This window comes from Halobacillus mangrovi, from assembly GCF_002097535.1.
Taxonomy (GTDB): domain Bacteria; phylum Bacillota; class Bacilli; order Bacillales; family Halobacillaceae; genus Halobacillus; species Halobacillus mangrovi_A.
The window spans coordinates 3,469,827-3,487,942 of the sequence record NZ_CP020772.1; the positions used below are offsets into that span (position 1 = coordinate 3,469,827).

Here is an 18,116-nt window from a genome sequence, read left to right on the forward strand (position 1 = left end):
CCACCGGAATCCTTGATCCGGTGGGTACGTTAAGTTATGAATACCATTTATGCCATAGATGATCGTTTCTTCCCCTAACAAAACAATCGATACGATTTTGCCCCCATGAGACTGCCCCTGGCGAGGAACGCACGCCGCCTTGTGGAGCGCCGAGGTCTTCCCAATTGCTCCATCTTGAACCATTCCACCATTTGTGCCACATCTGGTTATTACTGCCGCGTACAAACGTATCAATACGATTCCTTGCCCAGGAAGATGGTGCAGGTGCGCCATCAAACCCTCCTCGAGGGGCACCAAGATCTTCCCAGTTGCTCCAGCGTGATCCGTTCCACCATTTATGCCACATCCGGTCATTACGTCCTTTAACGAAACAGTCAATACGGTTGGGTCCCCAAGAAACCGCTCCTGGCGAACTCCTCACACCGCCGCTTGGCGCACCAAGATTCTCCCATTCTCTCCACCTTGAACCGTCCCACCATTTATGCCACAGATTATTGTCATCCCCTCGAACAAAGCAATCCAAGCGATTGGACTGCCAGGAAGTGACAGACGGTGCTTCTTTGAACCCTCGTGGTGGCGAGCCAAGATCCTCCCATTCACTCCATCGTGAACCATTCCACCACTTGTGCCACATGCGGTCGTTATTTCCTCTTACAAATGTATCAATGCGATTTGGTCCCCATGATACGGCGCCAGGCGAACTTCTCACTCCTCCACGTGGTGCTCCGAGATCTTCCCACTCCTTCCATCTTGAACCGTCCCACCACTTATGCCACATGCGGTTATCATTCCCACGCACGAAGCAGTCCAGTCTATTTTGCTCCCATGAGGATACAGCTGGTGAACCCGCGAACCCTCTAGGCGGTGCACCGAGATCTTCCCAGCGTTTCCAGCTCGCCCTCCAGTCCTTGGGCTCATACTGGGCATTAACCGTCTGTTGGATATAATACGGATAAGGTTGAGGAAAATAGTACGACTGACGATAAGGGTCATAACCGTACGGTGCTGTCGGATAATAAGTCCTATTATATCCATAAGGGTCATAGTAACCGTATGGGTAGACAACCGGACCTCCTGGATATCCTTGCTGATACATCACTTCTCCACCTCCTTATTAGTCTTCATACCAATTTATGCATATCCACCAATGAAAATGTCCTCACCACATGGCCGCTTTAGACTGGTTGTTCCCATAGAAGAACAACTCCTTATTGCCTGAATCATATGGATTATCCTTAGAAACATGGATTGAGTTTTACATAGAAAGGTTTATCGCTCTATTAATCTGTGGAAAACTCTGTAAGAACTATGAAGGGAGAAATGATGATGAAACGGTGGAGCCTGAGGGTTTTCCCATTATTCCTAGTGCTTATTCTGGTTTCATGTGGATCGACGGAGGAAGGTACTGGAGGTTCAGAAAATGAAGAAGAAACAACGACAGGCGAAGAAAATCAGGAACAGACAGATTCAGAAAAACCTCCTGAGACCATCACTGTACAGTTAAAAGATAGCGATGGTAAAGAAGTAGGAACAGCTGAACTGGAACAGGAAGACCAGGGAGTAGATATCAATTTAGTCGACTCTTCTTTACCCGAAGGAATGCATGGATTTCATATTCATGAAAAAGGTTCGTGTGAAGCCCCTGACTTCAAATCTTCTGGCTGCCACTTTAATCCTACTGATGTTAGTCACGGGACAGAGTCCGAAGATGGACCGCACGCCGGCGATCTCCCTAATATTGAGGCAGGTGAAGATGGTTCTGTTCAAAAAGAAGTAACTGCGGATCAGGTTACTCTCAAAAAAGGAGAGAAAAACTCCTTATTGAAAGAAGGCGGTACGGCTCTTGTGATCCACTCAAAAGCAGATGATAATAAGTCTCAGCCCTCAGGGGATGCAGGCGAACGAATCGCATGTGGAGTTATAGAAAAATAGCAACGCCCAAAAACTGTTAAAGGCAAACAAAAACTTTTACATCTTAAAAATGGCGATCAGTGGAAGCAATAGGAAAGGCACACCAGCTCCCTACGCTTTTATAAAATTGGAATAGGAAAGATAAAGGCAGCCAAAACCTTTTTTAGCAACAGCGCTTCAAACCAACTTTTGGCCAGTCAAATGACAGACTCTCTTTTTGAGGGTCTTTTTCTATTGCTTATTTTGCCCATGACAAAACAAATTATCACATTCATTGTAAATAAAAAGTAAAGCAGGTATAGTTTATTCCCCTCTGCAAATGATAGGAAAGCAGGAGGTGTTCTATGTGGATCACTTGAAATTAATTGCTATGAAATTCTTGTTCAGTTTAGTTATTCTAGGGATCATTTTAGGAGCAGGGTTTGATGTAAATTTCGGTAATGTGTTTTTAATCACATTGGTGCTAACAGCTCTTTCCTATGCACTCGTTGATTTGATACTACTATCGAGATCCAGCAATACAACCGCAACGATTGCAGATTTTGTACTCACTTTTGCCGTCATTTATTTTATGACAGATGCACTAACCGTGGGCGATAATGTTTTTGCAGCGACACTCATTTCAACGATTTCGCTGACCATTTTTGAATACTTCTTCCACCAGTCTGTAGCAAGAAACTTAGATGGCGAAGAAGAAAGAAGTGGAAATGTGAACCCTACGCCTCAGCTAAGCACTGAAGCATCTGAAGAGCTTTACCCTTATGATGAAGAAGAATAACTGAACAAAAAAACCGAGAAAACAATAAACTGTTTTCTCGGTTTTCTGCTTACACAAAGGTGAGATAAGCGGAAACGAGTATAACGAGCAAAATGACGACAGCAGTCAAAAATACGATGATTCTGTGTGAGGACACAAAACGGCTTTCATTAATATTACGCCTTGTCTGATAATAATTGATGGTTGCGCCAATGATCGTCATTACACCTAGAAACAGCGATGCAATGCTGACAAGAATGGCCAGATTTTCTCCAAATCGGCTCATTTGCTGGGCCCCATTAATGTGAAGCGTTGTTGCTAAAAATCCGACACCGACTAGGGCAATGGCGGTGCGAATCCAAGCCAGATAAGTCCGCTCATTCGCTAAATGCTGCTGAATCAGTTTTTGTTCATCCATTTTTTCCATAGCCCGTCCTCACCTCTTTTACGAATTGTTTCTTCTTTCAGTTTATCACTTATGAAGAACTCGTATCCGTAAAACGCTCACATGAGCTATGCTTTCGTACGGTATTTCGTGTTATGTTGTTGCAGAGTTTCGTCTGTCCCAAACAGGAAATGCTTTTTCATGTCTGGGGAATACGTAGAGTTCACAGTTTCTCTACCGACCGTCTCTGCTACTTCTCTAAGCATGCTCGGAGATGCCCCACAGCAAAGTCCGAAGTAATTGACACCAGTCTCTTTCGCTTCTTTTGCCCATTCGGCTAGCTCGTAGCGGTTGCAATACAGTGGATCTAACGAAGTAGGGAAAGTTGTCTCCGTTGGAAGTGAACACGAGCATCCGCCGTCCGGCAAGTTAAAAAAGGTCGGATGTTCTTCCGTAGTGCGGTATGGAATAGGCAGGGCCCCAACATACCCATTAACCTCTTCTCTAATCTTTTCGATATAAGGCTGCATCGTAGCAGGACCTCGGAAACAATTCATGCCAACAACAAGAGCCCCTTGTTCTTCTAGAAGACGGCATGCTTCTTCAACGGTATAGCCATCTCTTAAAATATTTTCACTCATCAATCCAAGCGTAATGACCGCAGGCAAGCCTTGCTTCTGAATTTCCTCTAAGGCGATCTTTGCTTCTTCATAGTAATAAAAGGTCTCTCCGTTAACGAAGTCTACCCCTTCTTCTCTACACCAGCCAGTCATTTCCCTGAATATTTCTCTTACTGCTGCTTTTGAATCATCGTCTTCTGGATTGAAAAGATTCGTGTTGGATACGTTCCCTGCAACGAGCGCTTCTTCTTCCGGATGCTCTTGGGCCACCTCCTTAGCTAGACGGATCGCCTGGCGGTTCAACGGTTCAAGTAGATCTTCCTTGCCGATGATCCTCATTTTTTCTCTGTGACCATTATACGTAAAGGCTAGTACCACATCTGAGCCGGCAAGCATATAGTCTCTATAGGTCTGCTTCAAGGCTTGAGGGTTATCCAGAGCTACTTCTGGCACAAAGGATCCAGCCTGCAAATATCCTCTTCTCTCCAATTCAAATAAGTACCCTTCCCCGCAAACAACGGGTCCATCCTGTAATCGCTCTTCTAATGTACGTTTCATCCTCAACCGCACCTTTCTTTTTTAATAATGAAAAACCCTTCTTCCAGCAAAAGGAAGAAGGGTTTGTATTCTCGGTTCTTCCTCTTATCTGCCAGATGGATCCATCTGTAGGAATTGGCACCTTTTTCAAACAAAAGCTTGAAAGGTTGCCGGGCATCACAGGGCCTAGTCCCTCCGCCTCTCAAAATAAGAGAATCATCATTCTATTTTTGTCTTGCTAGAAATTATAGAATCCATACCCGTCGACTGTCAATGGTTATTTTCAGTGAATTTAGAAATGAATGACGACTTAGTTTTGTTCACAGATTCTTAACAATTTCACTCATCCCTTGTGAAATCTAGGACTGTGACTTTTTTTCTTTTTTATATCAAAAAAAAGCCTATGAACTTCTTGCAATCCGTCTGAATATTCCGTAAAATCAATCATAATTTATAAATATCAACTAACAAGGAAGTGTTCGTGATGCAAACCAAAACAGTGAGTAAGCTATACAACGTCTGTCCTCTATGTCACGGAACTGGAAAATATGAAGAATATGATGATCATAAAGCCAACATGCTTGGAGATCACTATCAGCGTGTCAATCATGCCAATGAAATAGCAGCGTGGAAAATGGCCGTTGAAGAAACGAGCTACACGAAAGAATGCACGAAATGTCGCGGTAATGGCCATGTCCTGAATGATGAAGGTCAGCGTATGTACAAAATGCTTAAGCAATACGCCTAAACAATAGTGCACGTCACGTACCTTTAAAGACTCCACTACAAGAGTCAAACAAAGACGGCAGCCATTTATTTGGCTGCCGTCTTACTTATTTTATCGTTTTTTTTTGCAAAAACCGTCGGCGTTGTTTCAGACTGGGCAACAACCACCGGCCACCAAAATTCAGCACCTCTCCAGCCATGTTCTTTCTTTCCTTCCTGCCTGAGCATAATCAAAGCCGGATGGTCCTTGGCTTGTCTTCTGGCGATGGCAAGCTCCCCTTTACCTTTCCCTGGTGTATCTGGAGAATTCTCAAACGTCCCATCCTTCTTAAAACGCTGGATTTCACGTCTTGTTCTTGTAATTAGCCACACGTATGCCCCTGATTTTGCTTCTGTGCTCAAATAATCGAGCACGCTATGATACTCGTCCTGGTTGAACTCTCGACCTTCTTCCATCTCAAACGTCTTATGAACAAAAGTGATCATTTCTTTCGCCTTTTCAACAGGGATCAAGTAAGCACCTTCTTCGTGATAGAGGGCATTTTTTACTTCATTTTCAATCAAGCGGTCGATGTAGCGGACTGTTTTCTGAATGTGGGTTTTGTACCCGGTTTGAAAACCAACCGGTAGCAGACGCTTATGAGGTTTAAGCATAGTCAGACTCGATAATAGAATCTTATTCGGACTGCATGGCAAAATGGTTGAATTCAAATCCTTCTGGATAAACACAACCCCACACTCATGTCCGCCTCGTTCAAAGGCGTGTCTAAGTCCTGCGTCAAATTCGTGGATTCGTTCCATTATTGAATAAATTCTTTGTGTTGTGTAAAAGCGCGTGACAGCAAGGTCTTCAAGCAGGCGGGCTCCGTACATCCGAGAATGCTGAAGCACAGTGTCCTGTTGGAAAGACTTTGGATTTCTTCCATAAAAAAATCCAATCAAATTATGAATCGTTACTCCCCGATCGAGGATTTGTCCGCCGATGAAAATGTTCATTGGGGCACGAAGATGCAGCTGTCCACTGTAGTCCAGCATCTCATTGACGTCTTTTTCCGAATTAACGATGGAACTGACGATATATTCTTCCTCTAGGGCTAGCTTCACTTCTTGATAGACTTGAAGGTAAGAAGGCGCAGGTGCTTTATTCAGAGTTTTTACAGAACGGATCAGGTCTTGATAAGACTGTTGGACCAACGTTTGAAATACATCCGTCTCTTCATTCGCCCCCTCCATTAACAAATCTTCAAAACTGCGGATGAGTTCTCCTTGCCACGCATGCGCGTTTTTCCCTCGTTCGGTATGAATAATAAAAGAATACTTTTGTTGCTTCGTTCCCAATTGCCGTTGCTGCCAGCGTCGGATACAGCTTCCTACAATAAAATTAACGATGGCTCTTCGGATGTTTGCAATGTTTTTCTGCGTCAAGAGCTTGTCCATTTTCACCCGCCGTCCATCCATTTTCTTCATGACTTGAAGTTCTTTTTCATCCACTTCATGGTAGAGATACGAAGCAAGATGCCCGTCGATCTGCGACTTCTCAAAGTACATATCGCCCCCGATATACTGATCATGGACAGGCACTAGCTCTGTGAAAGAAGGACGTATCGGCTCAAATACTTTCCCCTCATGAATGGTCATATCCTCTGGCTGTAAATACAGGGAGTACGGAGTCGCTGTTACCTGCAGAAAAGCGGACTCCTGTAATCTGCTTCTTAATTCATTGATTTTTGATGCGATCACTCTCATCTTTGTAATATTTTGCTCGCGCTTGTACTCATAGGCGACACTCGCAAAATCTGCCTCGTCGTCGATAAACAAGATCTTTTTATTTGATAGAGAAGGATACTGGTCCACTAGTGCTTCGCGAAGTCGATCAAGGTTATGGGTCTCTTTTTTCACAATAAAAGCAAGCTTTTGAGACAGCTCATACTTTCGAAGGCGTTCCGGCATTGACATAATGTCGTACACTCGCAGTTTATCTTCTGCAATCTGCTCGGCAAACTCTTCCTCCAGGCGCGCATAGGTCTGCTTTACAAGCGCATTTGTCCCTTGCGTAAGAATAATTACAGCATCAAAGCCGTTGTCATAAGCGAGTCCCATTACCCCGATGAAAGTTCTTGTCTTCCCTGACTGTATCTTACCAAGCAGCATACCCGGCCTGTTTTCAGAGGTCTTTTTATCCATAAGTTGAGCTGCTGTTAGGATTATACATTCCTTTGATTCTTCTGTGTATTCATTTTTATATTGTAAATGTTGAAAAAAACGCCCTTGCGTTTGGACTGTTTCTAGCGTTTTCATTGGGTTCTCTCCTTGTAACCTATTAAATCTCCGAAAGACTATTCTATCGATAAAAAGCAAAAAGACCAAATCATAATGATTTGGTCTCATTCCTCCTCTTGCATCGCTTGTTCCATTTCTTCGATTTCTTCTGAGAGAACTTTTAATTTATCTTCTAACGAATGGATGAGTTCAATTTTTGAATCCATCTCTTCTTCATATTCCAACGATTCTCCTAGCAGACGTTTGACCTTCTCATCGAGTTGTTCTAATAATTTGTTTTCCTCTTCATCTCCCTCTGCCAGCTGGTTCTCCAAGTTCTTATTCGTTTCTTGAAGCGATTGAATATCGTTGTGCAAAGCTTTGATAGTCACGTTCATTCTGTGGTTTTGCTCTTCTAAATTTTCCTTTTGAGCATATAACTCTTTAATTTCACGTGCTTTTTCTTGCTTCAAATTATAATGCTCTAATTTTAACGATTCTAATGATTCTACTAAACCTTTCTCCTTTTCTTCCCATGCTTCCAGAAGCCCCTGATACTCTTCTATTTCCCGTTTGTTTGCGATTTGCTTCTTTTCCGCCTCTTCTCTTTCAATTTCGAGAGCCTTTAGGTATTCATCTGCAGTCTCAACTGCTTCCTGCTTTAGTTTTTGCTCAGCTTTGAATTTCCTTTGTACATTCATGTAACTATCCTGCAGAAAAGCTAAATTATTCCGCAGCTCCTGCAGCCGTTCTTGATTGACTTTCAACTCTCCCTCATATCTTTCCTTAATTTGGGAAAGTTCGTTGTTTTCTAGCTGTAATCGTTCATAATCTTTATCTAAGGCGGAAAGTTCTTCCTTCAACCGTGCCTCTTGCTCTTCATAAACAGAAACTTGCTGTTCAAGCCCTTCCACTCGTTTTGTAAGATCTCTGTTTTCTATACGGCTTTTTTCTTCCTCGTCTTCTCTTTCTTTTAACAATTGCTGATTCTCATTTTTTAACTGTTCAAGTTGGGAGTAATGGTAATTATCTTGATAATCCTGCACTTTCTTTTTGTATTTGTCGAGTTCAGCCTTGTAGTAGATGACCCTCTGCTGAAGTTGAATCGGATCACGCTTCATCTTGCTAACCTCCTGTCTAATCTCCTTCTGCTAGCTATCACCCTATGTACATTGTGGATAGCCTTAAACAATAATCAAACATAAATAAAAGAGAGGACAGAACCCTCCCTTAATCATATGAAATGTTCTTATTTATTATCACTATTCTCCGTTGGGTCTTCGAGCTCATCCAAACTGACGGCATCTCCAAACAGCTTTTTCAACCTCGCCTTCGCCTGTCCCTTTACTTCATCATCAATATGCGACAACACCTGGTACACGGCATAAATAATAACTGCGCTGTCATCCGTGAAACCGACAACAGGAATAAAATCAGGTATGAGATCAACGGGTAAAATCAAATAGCCGAGCGCACCTGCGATCGTAAGTTTCGCTTTCTTAGGAGTGGCTGGACTTTTGAAAGCATAATAGAGCAATAAGCTGTAATAGACAATTTTCGTTCCAATTCGGCTGCCATAATCTAGCAATTTATCTCCGTACGCTTTTTCAGAAAAGTATTTTCTGCTCTGTTCTATTGCTTTTTTAGGATTTAATTTCTTTAATTTATCTTGATAGGTTTTCTCTTTTTCCATTTTACCCCTCCTCTATGGCTACTGTTCCCTTTCGTAGGGAATGTATTCCCCCACGCCGCCACCATTCAATCCACAAAAATATCCACTAGTTTTGTAAATTCTTGTCGAAAGCTTAGGATTTAGCTTACAGTTTTTTCGATATTTTGGTAGTTTTAAATTAATAGAGTTACATGATTCACCAATAGTTTCCTTGTTTCACAATTCATCGATGAAAAGGAGAGAATGTTAAATGGAACTTGATCAACTTGAATTGAATGCAATGGTAGATGAGGATGAAAAAACAAAACCTTACTACACCGCTTTAATCGGATGGAGTGTCCAGGCCATTGAAGCGGCTGCTCGCATGAACCGTCCATTTGTCGTCGTAGGCCCTCCAGAATTCGAATCTTATGCAGAAAAGCACGAGATTCCTTTTGTCGGGTGGGATTTCAACAAGCTCAATGAAAGCTCTGATCACCTTTACAATCAGCTGCGTGAGATCGGTGCAGAAGTTGCCGTACCTTTATATGAAGAATGTGTAGAATGGGCAGGTGCCCTGAATGCCAGATTCCGTGAAGAGCCGCGTGTGTTCAACCGCTCTCTTTTGCTGAGAGATAAAGGGATGATGAAACGGAAAGCACAGATTTCCGGCATCAAAGTTGGTGTTTTTGAAGAAGCACACGACAAAGACGATGTGAAGCGATTCTTAAAACGAGTGAATGAAGCATTACTGAAACTTGAAGGCGATCATTATGATCCGATACACGTAAAACCGCTTGATAAAGCGGGATCTGTAGGTCATTTGGCTATATATACGGAAGAAGAAATCGAACAAATTACGGATGCAGACTTTCCACTATTGATGGAAAGCCACCTGGATGGACAGGAGTTTTCTGTGGAAGCATTTATCCATAAGGGTAAAGTTCGCTTTTTGAATATTACGGAGTACATTCGCTTAGGCTATTCAAATTTTGTGCCCGCTTCTCCTTCACTAGAAGAAAAACGCCCTCTCATTGAAAAAGCGGTCCAGCAGCTCGTGGATGCCTTCGAAATTGAATATGGTGTCATCCACCCAGAATACTTTATCACCCATGACGGAACGCTTCACTTCGGTGAAGTCGCTGCCCGTGTACCTGGAGGCCATATTTTCGAACTGATCGAACGTGCTTATGGATTCAGTGCGTACGAAGCACAAATCCTCTGCAGTGATCCGAATACAACGGAAGAAGAACTTAACGAATTCTTCCCGGACCCATATAGCTACGAAGGGTACGCTGGCTGCCTAATGGTGCATCCAAACAAAGATTTTGTTGAAGACCTCACAATCCCTGAACAGCTTGAAGAAAATCCTTATTTTGAAAAACACGATATGTTTACCCCTCCTCAAGGTAAAGTGGCCGAGCGCGTTGGTTTTGGAAACCATTACGGAACGATTTTCTTTTATGGAAGAGACAGCGAAGTCATGAGAGACTTGCTGAAAGAATATGAAGAACACGATTTCTACGTTTAAGCTAGGCGTTTCAAATAGAAAGGAGAGGACATATGCCTCAACCTACCGGTGTCATTGTTGAACGATTCGCCCATGCCTTGGAAGAATTAAACAAAGCACAATCATTCGTAAAACCGAAGTATCAGACGGATGTGTATCAAGAGGCAAACCGCCTCATCGATGCCGAAGATGGATTAGAATACCTCTATCAGCATGCACATCGTTTTGAGGAAAGCGGCGTTTTTCAGGACGGGCCCTGGGAATCTGCTGATAAATTACAGCCTCCTCTCGTTGCAGGTTCCTTAAAAGCCAAAGGTCTGCCAATGATCATTGAAGTGCTCAGTGAACTGCGCATGCTTTCCATTGCTGAATCCAAATACAGCCACCCTAATTTAACAGCGAATATGGCAGAAGAATTTTTAAATGAAGTGATGGTATTAAATTTGGATATTCTGTTTCCGAATGCAACAGAGAGTGCGAGGATTGAAAAAAATGAAAATGATGAACGTGCCAGGAAGCTATTTCAATTTTTAGCAAGCCGTCTATCCTCTACTGCCCTGATCAGAACCTTGATTATGGAAATCGAACGGCTAACTGCACAGCGCCCGATTATGGTGAAGCGCACCCTTTCAATGATCAACATGGCGAAAGAGATGCTTGATAAAGAAACCGAAGCCGATGAGAAAGATGTGGCTGAGCTGAAAAAATACATTTCCGCTATCGAGGGACCTTCTCCAATGAGCAGCAAGTTTAAAGACCTGCATGCCTACCGGGCCAATCTGAAATCTTTGACAAGATCCGAGCTGATCTCAGAAAGTGTAGCTTTAGCTAAATCAATGCGGGAGACCGGCCTAGTTGCTCCCCATCATGCCACGTTGACTCGTTTTATATGTAAGCGGATGCCGGGTCTGCTGACTTATGTGTTGAATCTGAACAGTAAAGGAAGTGCGAACCTCGAGGAAAACAGCGAGCTTGTCATTCAATTGATAAAAGCCGCGATCTTCCCGGGGACAAGACAGGCAGTATACGGGTTGTCCCTCATGCTTGAGCGCGGTGTACTGTCCCATTCACCAGTTGCACCTGGATTAAGACGACTCGTTGAACTCGATATTCGTCCGGATGTACGTAACGCGTTGTATCAAACGACCTCAACAGGTGAAGGTGTCACAGCCAACAGCATCCTTGTCGCTGGTACTCTTCAAGTTCTTGGTCAGCCGCTTGGCATTGGACAAGGGTTCAACCCAACATGTCAAGCTGCCCGCGGCATCAGCCTTTGGGCGCAGCACGCACCAGGATTTTTACTCGAAATTATTCCGCGTGCAGCTCGTGATGGAGACCTTGATTTTACGTTCGAGGGTGCCCAGATTCACTCGAAAGACTTAAGCGGTGGACTGGCCCCTGATTTGGATAAAGAGCTTGACCCTGTTTCGCTCGTTCTCGTTCCTCACCTTGACCGAATTTACAGTGAGATGATGTCACGTGTCGCTTTACGAGGCGAAGACGGACATCGCTGGGTTAATCCTGCCTTTTATGGGAATTGGGTACAAAAAGGATTCAGCTCCGTGTTCGATCCGGTCACAGGATATGTGGTTGACTATACCGGTTTTGTAAAGCTGTTTTATGCCACCCACCATCCGGAATACAACGATGAATACGAATTAATCTATCCGAACCCTGTCGGTATTTTCATTACAAATGTGCACGGGAAGCTTCTTGGTCTGCATGCCGTGTCGATTACGAGGATTACAAAAGATTTAAACGGCGAGTATCGGGTTTACTTTTACAATCCAAATAATGATGGCTCTCAGAACTGGGGGCAGGAAATCGAACCAAGCGTCGCAGGCAATGGTGAGATTGAAGGTGAAAGCTCTCTTCCGTTCCATGAGTTTGTATCAAGGCTTTATGCCTTCCACTACAATCCTTATGAACAGGGAGATGCTTATGCCGTTGAACAGGAAGTCGTCACTCAAGTGGCTCAGCTAGCGAAGGAAAGCTGGGGACGCGATTACACTTGGGTATAATGCTAGAACGCCAGGCCTTTTAAAGGTCTGGCTTTTTTTGAGCTTTGCTTTCATTACAATGAAATGCATGAGGAATGACAAATTCGCCGGCTGTACGAAATAGCCGGCGTTTATTAGTACTCTAATTCTTTTTCACGACAGGAATCCAGATCTCACTTCTGAAATTTGGAGAATCGGTATCTTTCCCTTCATTCCAGAGAATTTCTGGTCCTTCTGTCTGTTCAAAAATTGAAGATGGGAACCACTCTGAATAGACGCGCCCCCACACATCCTGAAGTGTTTCAGGAAAATGCCCAACCGATTCAAAAACGGCCCACATTAATGCAGGCACTTCAAGATTGGAGTAACCTTTCGGACATTCCTTCGTAGTAGCAGCACCGATATAATGATCCAGCTCCCCTTTTTCTTCCATTCTCCCTTCTGAAAAATTTGCGGATGCACTGATCAATCCGGAAGGTTCTACGTTTGATAGCTTCTTCAAATAAGAAATTTTCTCGCTATCTAAGCTTTGCCACATAGCGTCAATTTCAGGATTCACTCCTTTAAAAACGATCGGAACCCTCTTCTTTAATCCTACAATTCTAAATGCTGTTTTTTCTTCGATTCGGTAATTCATTTCTGTACCTCCATCAATCTTTAATTGGAAGGTCATTTTTGGATAAGCTTTTAGGTAATGGCCGTTTCCTCTTGCCTCGGAAGGTGTAAGCCCATGAAATGCCTTGAACGCTCTTGTAAAAGCATCTGGAGAACGGTATCCGTATTTTACAGCAATATCAATCACTTTTACATCTCTGCCCCTTAACTCCTGGGCAGCGCAAGTAAGCCGCCTGCACCGAATGTATTCACCTAACGTCACACCAGCAAGAAAAGAAAACATTCGCTGGAAATGATATGGAGAGCATAAGGCACGCTTTGCTACTTCCTTGTAGTAGATTTCCTCATCAAGATTTTTTTCGATAAAACGTAGAGCTTCGTTCATACTTTTAAGCGAATCCATTGGAATGACCTCCTTTCAATTTAAAGATAGCAGGAACAGAACATAGATACCCGACGTTCTCTGCGCGGTCCTGCAGGGTTATAAAAAAGAGGCGCGTATATAAATTGCGCCTCTTTCGTTCACCTATATACTTACTCTATTGTAGAGATGTATTCCTTCACAACTTTATAAACATACTCCTGATTGGCTTCCGCCGTATTCGGATTGTACTCTCCACCATTTACTTTGTTATTAGAAAGGATGCGAATGCCAAGGAAAGGTACATCATAAGCTTTCGCAATTTGAGCACCTGCCGCCCCTTCCATCTCTTCAACAGAAGTTCCGTACTTCTCGTGGAACCACTGGATACGGTCAACTTCATTATTCCAGACATCTGCCGAGCCGATCGTACCCTTTACAACCTCTCCTTTAGTGTACTCATCTTTCACGGCATTAGCGGCGGCAAGCAGGTCTTCATTACCTTTAAAGTAGCGGATGTTTTCAGCGTCTGGATCTTCACCAGCACTTCCTTCGTTCGCCATCAAATCCATTGGAATCCACGTGGTCGGATCCATGCCTTCTCCATCTTCCTTATGGGAGGTTTTTAAAGACCCTATGTTAGTCACTCTTTTTCCTAAAACAATATCAAATACATGAAGGTCCGGATCATGACCGCCAGATGTTCCTTGATTGATGATGGCAGCAGGGTCATACTTTTCAATGGCTACAGCCGTCGCTGCTGCTGTATTTTCCATACCCTTACCTGTTTTTGCAACGATCACAGGATAATCATCGACTGTTCCTATGTAAAATTCAAACGTTCCAGACTTCTCTTCTTTCACGTTTTCTAAACGATCTGCGAACTTTTCAGCCTCTATCGGCATAGGCCCCTGAATCAAAATCGGCTGCTGCTCTTTTGACTTATTGGATTCAGACTGTACTGAGGAATTACATCCAGCTAAAATTGATAAAAATAATACAGTAATAATAGCTAACATTGCATTTCTAAGCTGCTTGTTCATAAGAAATTCTCCTTTAATCATAATGTAATGTGCAATCCTGGTGTGGTCTTCGATCCCCCTTGAGCACTATTTTACTCAATAGAAAAAGGTCTAGAGAGCGAAGGACATCTACCCTTCTAGACCTACGAAATTAAAGTATTAAAGACAGCCCTGCCAAAAAAAGACAAAAATCAAACAAGCATATACTTTAACTCGTAGTCCAGTTCTTTCCATGGGAACCGGGTAGAGACGCTCAGACCATATTTCCGAGAATATACGAGTAATATTATTTAAATTGATTACTGTGCTACTATAGCAGACAACTAAAACAGATTCAACGCCAAAAACGAACTATATTTATATTTTTTTATTTAATGTTCGTTTTTAGTACAGATCCTCTCTTGAGCGTCCGCCCAGACAGTACCTAGACGAATGCATACATTGTATAGGAAATGAAACAGGAGGGATTTTAGTATGTACTATTACCAGCAAGCTCGTGATATGCAGCAACAGCCAACGAACATCCAATACACCACGATTATAGATCCTTTTGTCGTCAACACCTTAAAATCCGTCGTTGGGAAAACGCTGATTGTGGAAACGACGAAAGATACGGTACGAGGGGTACTTGCGGATGTTCAGCCTGATCACATCGTTATGAACGTTGGGGACACTACATTTTTTGTTCGGATTCAGCAGATCGTAACCATTATGCCGGATTAAACATACCATTTATCCTGTGCACCTTATGTGCGCAGGCTTTTATTTTATAGTGAGTTTTTATACACTCATGACTAGCAAGATATGTGGAAACCTCAACGTTGTATCTTTATTCCCCTTACTCATGATAGAATAAAGATAATATAAAGGAGGTAGATGTATGCCATTACCCACGATTACAGTCAGAGATCAGCAACAGGTCCAGCCTCTCCACGTTAGTCAAATGACTATCTACAAACAATGCAAAATTATAGATGCGAAGGACGAAAGCGGCCAGAGCTACTATATCTTTTTTCATAATGATCAATATTTGAATTATGTACGACCTAAAAAAGTAACGAAGCGTTCGCACGTCACCCATGCCTTAAAAAAAGGAATCACCTTACCTGCTCCACATCCCTTGATTGATGCCACCCTTTCCTCTAATCCCCAAGTAAAGAAACAAGATTTCAATGATCTCTTTAAAAAGTTACAGACGCAATACAATGCCCAAGAAACAACCTTGATCGCTACCTATTTTGAATCTTTCATTAAAAAAGAAAAGCTGGCTCATTTCATCCAGACTTTATTCTATAAAGAACGCCGCGACGGGAAATGGTTCTCCTGTTACCGCATTTACCACTTACTTAAAGACTTTTCACCTAACCACCCATTAGTTGATACTTTCTCAGGCAACTTGGATTTCACACGCTACGATTCACGTTACAAAAACAACGATGAGAATCTGCTCGCCAAAGACCCCATTTACGTAGAAAAAAACTTATATCCTTATAGATTTCAAACTACTACCTTTCACCAATTAACCGCTCTCTATAAAAGTCAATCCAGATGGATCGACTTGATCGGGATTCATATCACACATCTTACCAAGACTAAAACAAGCGAAGATTATAAAGTGTTGGTCGCACTGATCGACGACCATTTTAACGAGGAAAAACGTTTAGGGATTCTCAAAGATTTATATAAGCGTGGTGTTGAAATAGAACCTCTGATCCAAGACTTGCTGTATTCCTATGTCAAATCGGAACGTCCGGAAGAGGCGATTTCCTTAATCGGCCAGCACCAAATTAGCATGGAGCCCTCTCTAACTAAAGCACTCCTTGATATCGAAAAGAAAAAAGATATCTCTGAGCAGTCAATTTCACCTGAAGGATGGCGCACCTTCACTCTTGCCTTGTTTGAGTCTGAAGATCCACAGGCCTCTGAAATTCTTCATGAAGCCGTGTCATCTCTCCTGAACAACCATGAAATTCCATACCTGAGCAAATGGATTAGGCCTTTAAGGGATTTCCAGCAGGCGAAACCCCTTATAGAAAACATCGATGAAATGAACCGGATTGCGGAGGATCCCAATCAGCAGCGGCGGCTCGGTGAACTCTTCTATTTTTTCCACCAACCAGAAAAAGCAATCGAATGCATGAGCTGGGATATGGAGCTGTATGTGGAAGATCCACAGCCGGTGCAGTGGCTTGCAAAGTTATACCACGAAACAGGAATGGAAGAAGAACATCATGCCTATAAGCAGCTGTATATTGATATGGTGAAACGAGCATAGTGAAAATGAAAGCCCTGAACTTCTTCACTGAGAGGTTCAGGGCTTCTAATTGGTTTATTTATTTGATTAAGTTAAAGCCCGATGGAAATATACTTCGTTTCTAAGTATTCTTCAATTCCAAAATGGCCGCCTTCTCTGCCAAGTCCACTCTCTTTAAACCCACCAAATGGGGCTTGAGCGGTAGATGGAGCTCCATCATTCAATCCTACGATGCCGTATTCAAGTTCTTCCGCTAATCGAAGTGCCTTACTGATGTTCTCTGTATAAAGATAACCAGCTAATCCAAAAGAGGAATCGTTAGCTCTTTTAATAGCCTCTTTTTCATCGGTAAAAGAGGAAACAGGCAGCACAGGACCAAATGTTTCTTCTTGCATACAGAGCATGCCCTCATTTGTGTTTACTAGGACTGTCGGATCGATGAAGTATCCATTTTCGGATGACCCAGTTCCGCCTGTTACTAGCTCTGCTCCGTTATTAATAGCATCTTGGATATGCTTCTGGACTTTTTCAAACCCGTCTTTGTCAATAAGCGGACCAATATCAGTCTCTGAATCAAGTCCATCTCCCACCTTTAATTGAGCGACCGTGTCTTTCAATTTTTCTGTAAAGGAGTCAAGAATGGACTCATGGACATAAAACCTGTTGGAACAAATACAGGTCTGGCCTGCGTTTCGAAATTTTGAAGCAATAGCTCCTTTAACCGCTTTATCCAAGTCAGCATCTTCTAGAACAATAAATGGAGCCTGTCCACCTAGCTCAAGTGATATCCGCTTCATTGTATCCGCTGACTTCTTCATTAAATGTTTCCCTACTTCTGTAGATCCAGTAAATGAGAGTTTTCTTACACGAGAATCAGACAACCAGACATTGCTAATAGTTGCTGCATCTCCAGTGACAATATTGATAATCCCATTCGGTGCCCCTGCTTCATGGGCGAGTTCTACTAATCGTATCGCCGTTAGAGGTGTCTGTTCGGCAGGTTTTATGAGAACCGTACATCCTGCAGCAAGTGCAGGTCCAACTTTTCGAGTAATCATAGCTGCAGGGAAATTCCACGGAGTTATGGCTGCCATTACACCAATTGGCTGCTTCTGAACAAGGATACGCTTATCTGGCTTCGAGGCAGGAATTGTCTCTCCATACACACGTTTACCTTCCTCGGCATACCAGGCAATAAAGCTATTGGCATACTCAATTTCTCCTAATGCCTCTTTTAAAGGTTTCCCTTGTTCTTTAGTCATAAGCTCTGCGAGTTCTTGTTTATGATGGTTAATTAGCTCGTGCCAACGCCAGAGGAATCCTGCTCGTTCGTATGCTGTGGTTGTTTTCCAATCACGAAAAGCATCAGAAGCGGCTTCAACCGCCAGTTCCGCTTCTTCTTCCCCTGCATCTGGCACGGTATCTATAATTTCTTTACTATACGGATTTATAACATCGAATACTTGATTGGTACGTGTTGACTTTCCATTGATATAAAGATTCATCTC

General features: G+C 42.8%; 16 protein-coding genes and 2 riboswitches. Of the genes, 7 read left to right on the top strand and 9 right to left on the bottom strand.

Features of this window, described 5'->3' with window-relative positions:
- Positions 1-34: 34 nt before the first annotated feature.
- Positions 35-1,096 (bottom strand): PLL family lectin, encoded by a 1,062-nt coding sequence (locus HM131_RS17440; RefSeq protein WP_085030970.1) that lies wholly within the window; start codon positions 1,094-1,096, stop codon positions 35-37.
- Between the two features lie 230 nt (positions 1,097-1,326).
- Here HM131_RS17440 and HM131_RS17445 point away from each other — a divergent pair, with 230 nt between their 5' ends.
- Both HM131_RS17445 and HM131_RS17450 read left to right on the top strand, forming a co-directional pair.
- Complete coding sequence (locus HM131_RS17445) at positions 1,327-1,932, top strand: superoxide dismutase family protein (RefSeq protein ID WP_085030971.1); 606 nt, start codon at positions 1,327-1,329, stop codon at positions 1,930-1,932.
- Between the two features lie 325 nt (positions 1,933-2,257).
- The gene (locus HM131_RS17450; protein ID WP_085030972.1) at positions 2,258-2,689 is read left to right on the top strand and encodes a YndM family protein; all 432 of its coding nucleotides are present in this window, start codon (positions 2,258-2,260) and stop codon (positions 2,687-2,689) included.
- A 49-nt stretch (positions 2,690-2,738) separates the two neighbouring features.
- Here HM131_RS17450 and HM131_RS17455 read toward each other — a convergent pair whose 3' ends face one another.
- Together HM131_RS17455 and HM131_RS17460 are read right to left on the bottom strand one after the other, a co-directional pair.
- A complete protein-coding gene (locus HM131_RS17455; protein ID WP_198162667.1) occupies positions 2,739-3,095 on the bottom strand; it encodes a YidH family protein in 357 nt (118 codons plus the stop codon).
- Between the two features lie 86 nt (positions 3,096-3,181).
- The gene (locus HM131_RS17460) at positions 3,182-4,231 is read right to left on the bottom strand and encodes a homocysteine S-methyltransferase family protein (RefSeq protein ID WP_085030973.1); all 1,050 of its coding nucleotides are present in this window, start codon (positions 4,229-4,231) and stop codon (positions 3,182-3,184) included.
- Between the two features lie 81 nt (positions 4,232-4,312).
- Positions 4,313-4,424, bottom strand: a riboswitch (SAM riboswitch).
- Positions 4,425-4,694: 270 nt separating this feature from the next.
- On the opposite strand from HM131_RS17460, the gene HM131_RS17465 reads away from it, so the two are divergent.
- On the top strand, positions 4,695-4,958 hold the full coding sequence (locus HM131_RS17465) for a hypothetical protein (protein ID WP_085030974.1): 264 nt from the start codon (positions 4,695-4,697) through the stop codon (positions 4,956-4,958).
- Positions 4,959-5,023: 65 nt separating this feature from the next.
- On the opposite strand, the gene HM131_RS17470 is transcribed toward HM131_RS17465, so the two are convergent.
- The 3 genes from HM131_RS17470 to HM131_RS17480 form a co-directional block, all read right to left on the bottom strand.
- Entirely contained in the window at positions 5,024-7,234 is a 2,211-nt protein-coding gene (locus HM131_RS17470; RefSeq protein WP_085030975.1) for a Z1 domain-containing protein, read from the bottom strand.
- Positions 7,235-7,320: 86 nt separating this feature from the next.
- Positions 7,321-8,316 (bottom strand): coiled-coil domain-containing protein, encoded by a 996-nt coding sequence (locus HM131_RS17475; RefSeq protein WP_085030976.1) that lies wholly within the window; start codon positions 8,314-8,316, stop codon positions 7,321-7,323.
- 128 nt (positions 8,317-8,444) lie between these two features.
- Positions 8,445-8,888 carry a YkvA family protein gene (locus HM131_RS17480; protein ID WP_085030977.1) on the bottom strand — a complete coding sequence of 148 codons (444 nt, stop codon included), beginning with the start codon at positions 8,886-8,888 and terminating at the stop codon, positions 8,445-8,447.
- 229 nt (positions 8,889-9,117) lie between these two features.
- Between HM131_RS17480 and HM131_RS17485 the strand changes: the two genes are divergently transcribed.
- Positions 9,118-10,377: an ATP-grasp domain-containing protein gene (locus tag HM131_RS17485; protein ID WP_085030978.1), complete on the top strand. Its 1,260-nt coding sequence runs from the start codon at positions 9,118-9,120 to the stop codon at positions 10,375-10,377.
- 32 nt (positions 10,378-10,409) lie between these two features.
- A complete protein-coding gene (locus HM131_RS17490) occupies positions 10,410-12,377 on the top strand; it encodes a hypothetical protein (RefSeq protein ID WP_085030979.1) in 1,968 nt (655 codons plus the stop codon).
- A 121-nt stretch (positions 12,378-12,498) separates the two neighbouring features.
- On the opposite strand, the gene HM131_RS17495 is transcribed toward HM131_RS17490, so the two are convergent.
- Both HM131_RS17495 and HM131_RS17500 read right to left on the bottom strand, forming a co-directional pair.
- Positions 12,499-13,374 carry an AraC family transcriptional regulator gene (locus tag HM131_RS17495; protein ID WP_085030980.1) on the bottom strand — a complete coding sequence of 292 codons (876 nt, stop codon included), beginning with the start codon at positions 13,372-13,374 and terminating at the stop codon, positions 12,499-12,501.
- A 131-nt stretch (positions 13,375-13,505) separates the two neighbouring features.
- Positions 13,506-14,375: a 5'-methylthioadenosine/S-adenosylhomocysteine nucleosidase gene (locus HM131_RS17500; protein ID WP_085030981.1), complete on the bottom strand. Its 870-nt coding sequence runs from the start codon at positions 14,373-14,375 to the stop codon at positions 13,506-13,508.
- A 175-nt stretch (positions 14,376-14,550) separates the two neighbouring features.
- Positions 14,551-14,654: riboswitch (purine riboswitch) on the bottom strand.
- Between the two features lie 174 nt (positions 14,655-14,828).
- Between HM131_RS17500 and HM131_RS17505 the strand changes: the two genes are divergently transcribed.
- Complete coding sequence (locus tag HM131_RS17505) at positions 14,829-15,077, top strand: YuzF family protein (protein WP_232324815.1); 249 nt, start codon at positions 14,829-14,831, stop codon at positions 15,075-15,077.
- Between the two features lie 157 nt (positions 15,078-15,234).
- Positions 15,235-16,629, top strand: a complete 1,395-nt coding sequence (locus HM131_RS17510; protein ID WP_085030982.1) for a hypothetical protein — start codon at positions 15,235-15,237, stop codon at positions 16,627-16,629.
- 71 nt (positions 16,630-16,700) lie between these two features.
- Here the strand turns inward: HM131_RS17510 and HM131_RS17515 are convergent, their stop codons facing one another.
- Entirely contained in the window at positions 16,701-18,113 is a 1,413-nt protein-coding gene (locus HM131_RS17515; RefSeq protein WP_408607075.1) for an NAD-dependent succinate-semialdehyde dehydrogenase, read from the bottom strand.
- Between the last annotated feature and the right edge of the window lie 3 nt (positions 18,114-18,116).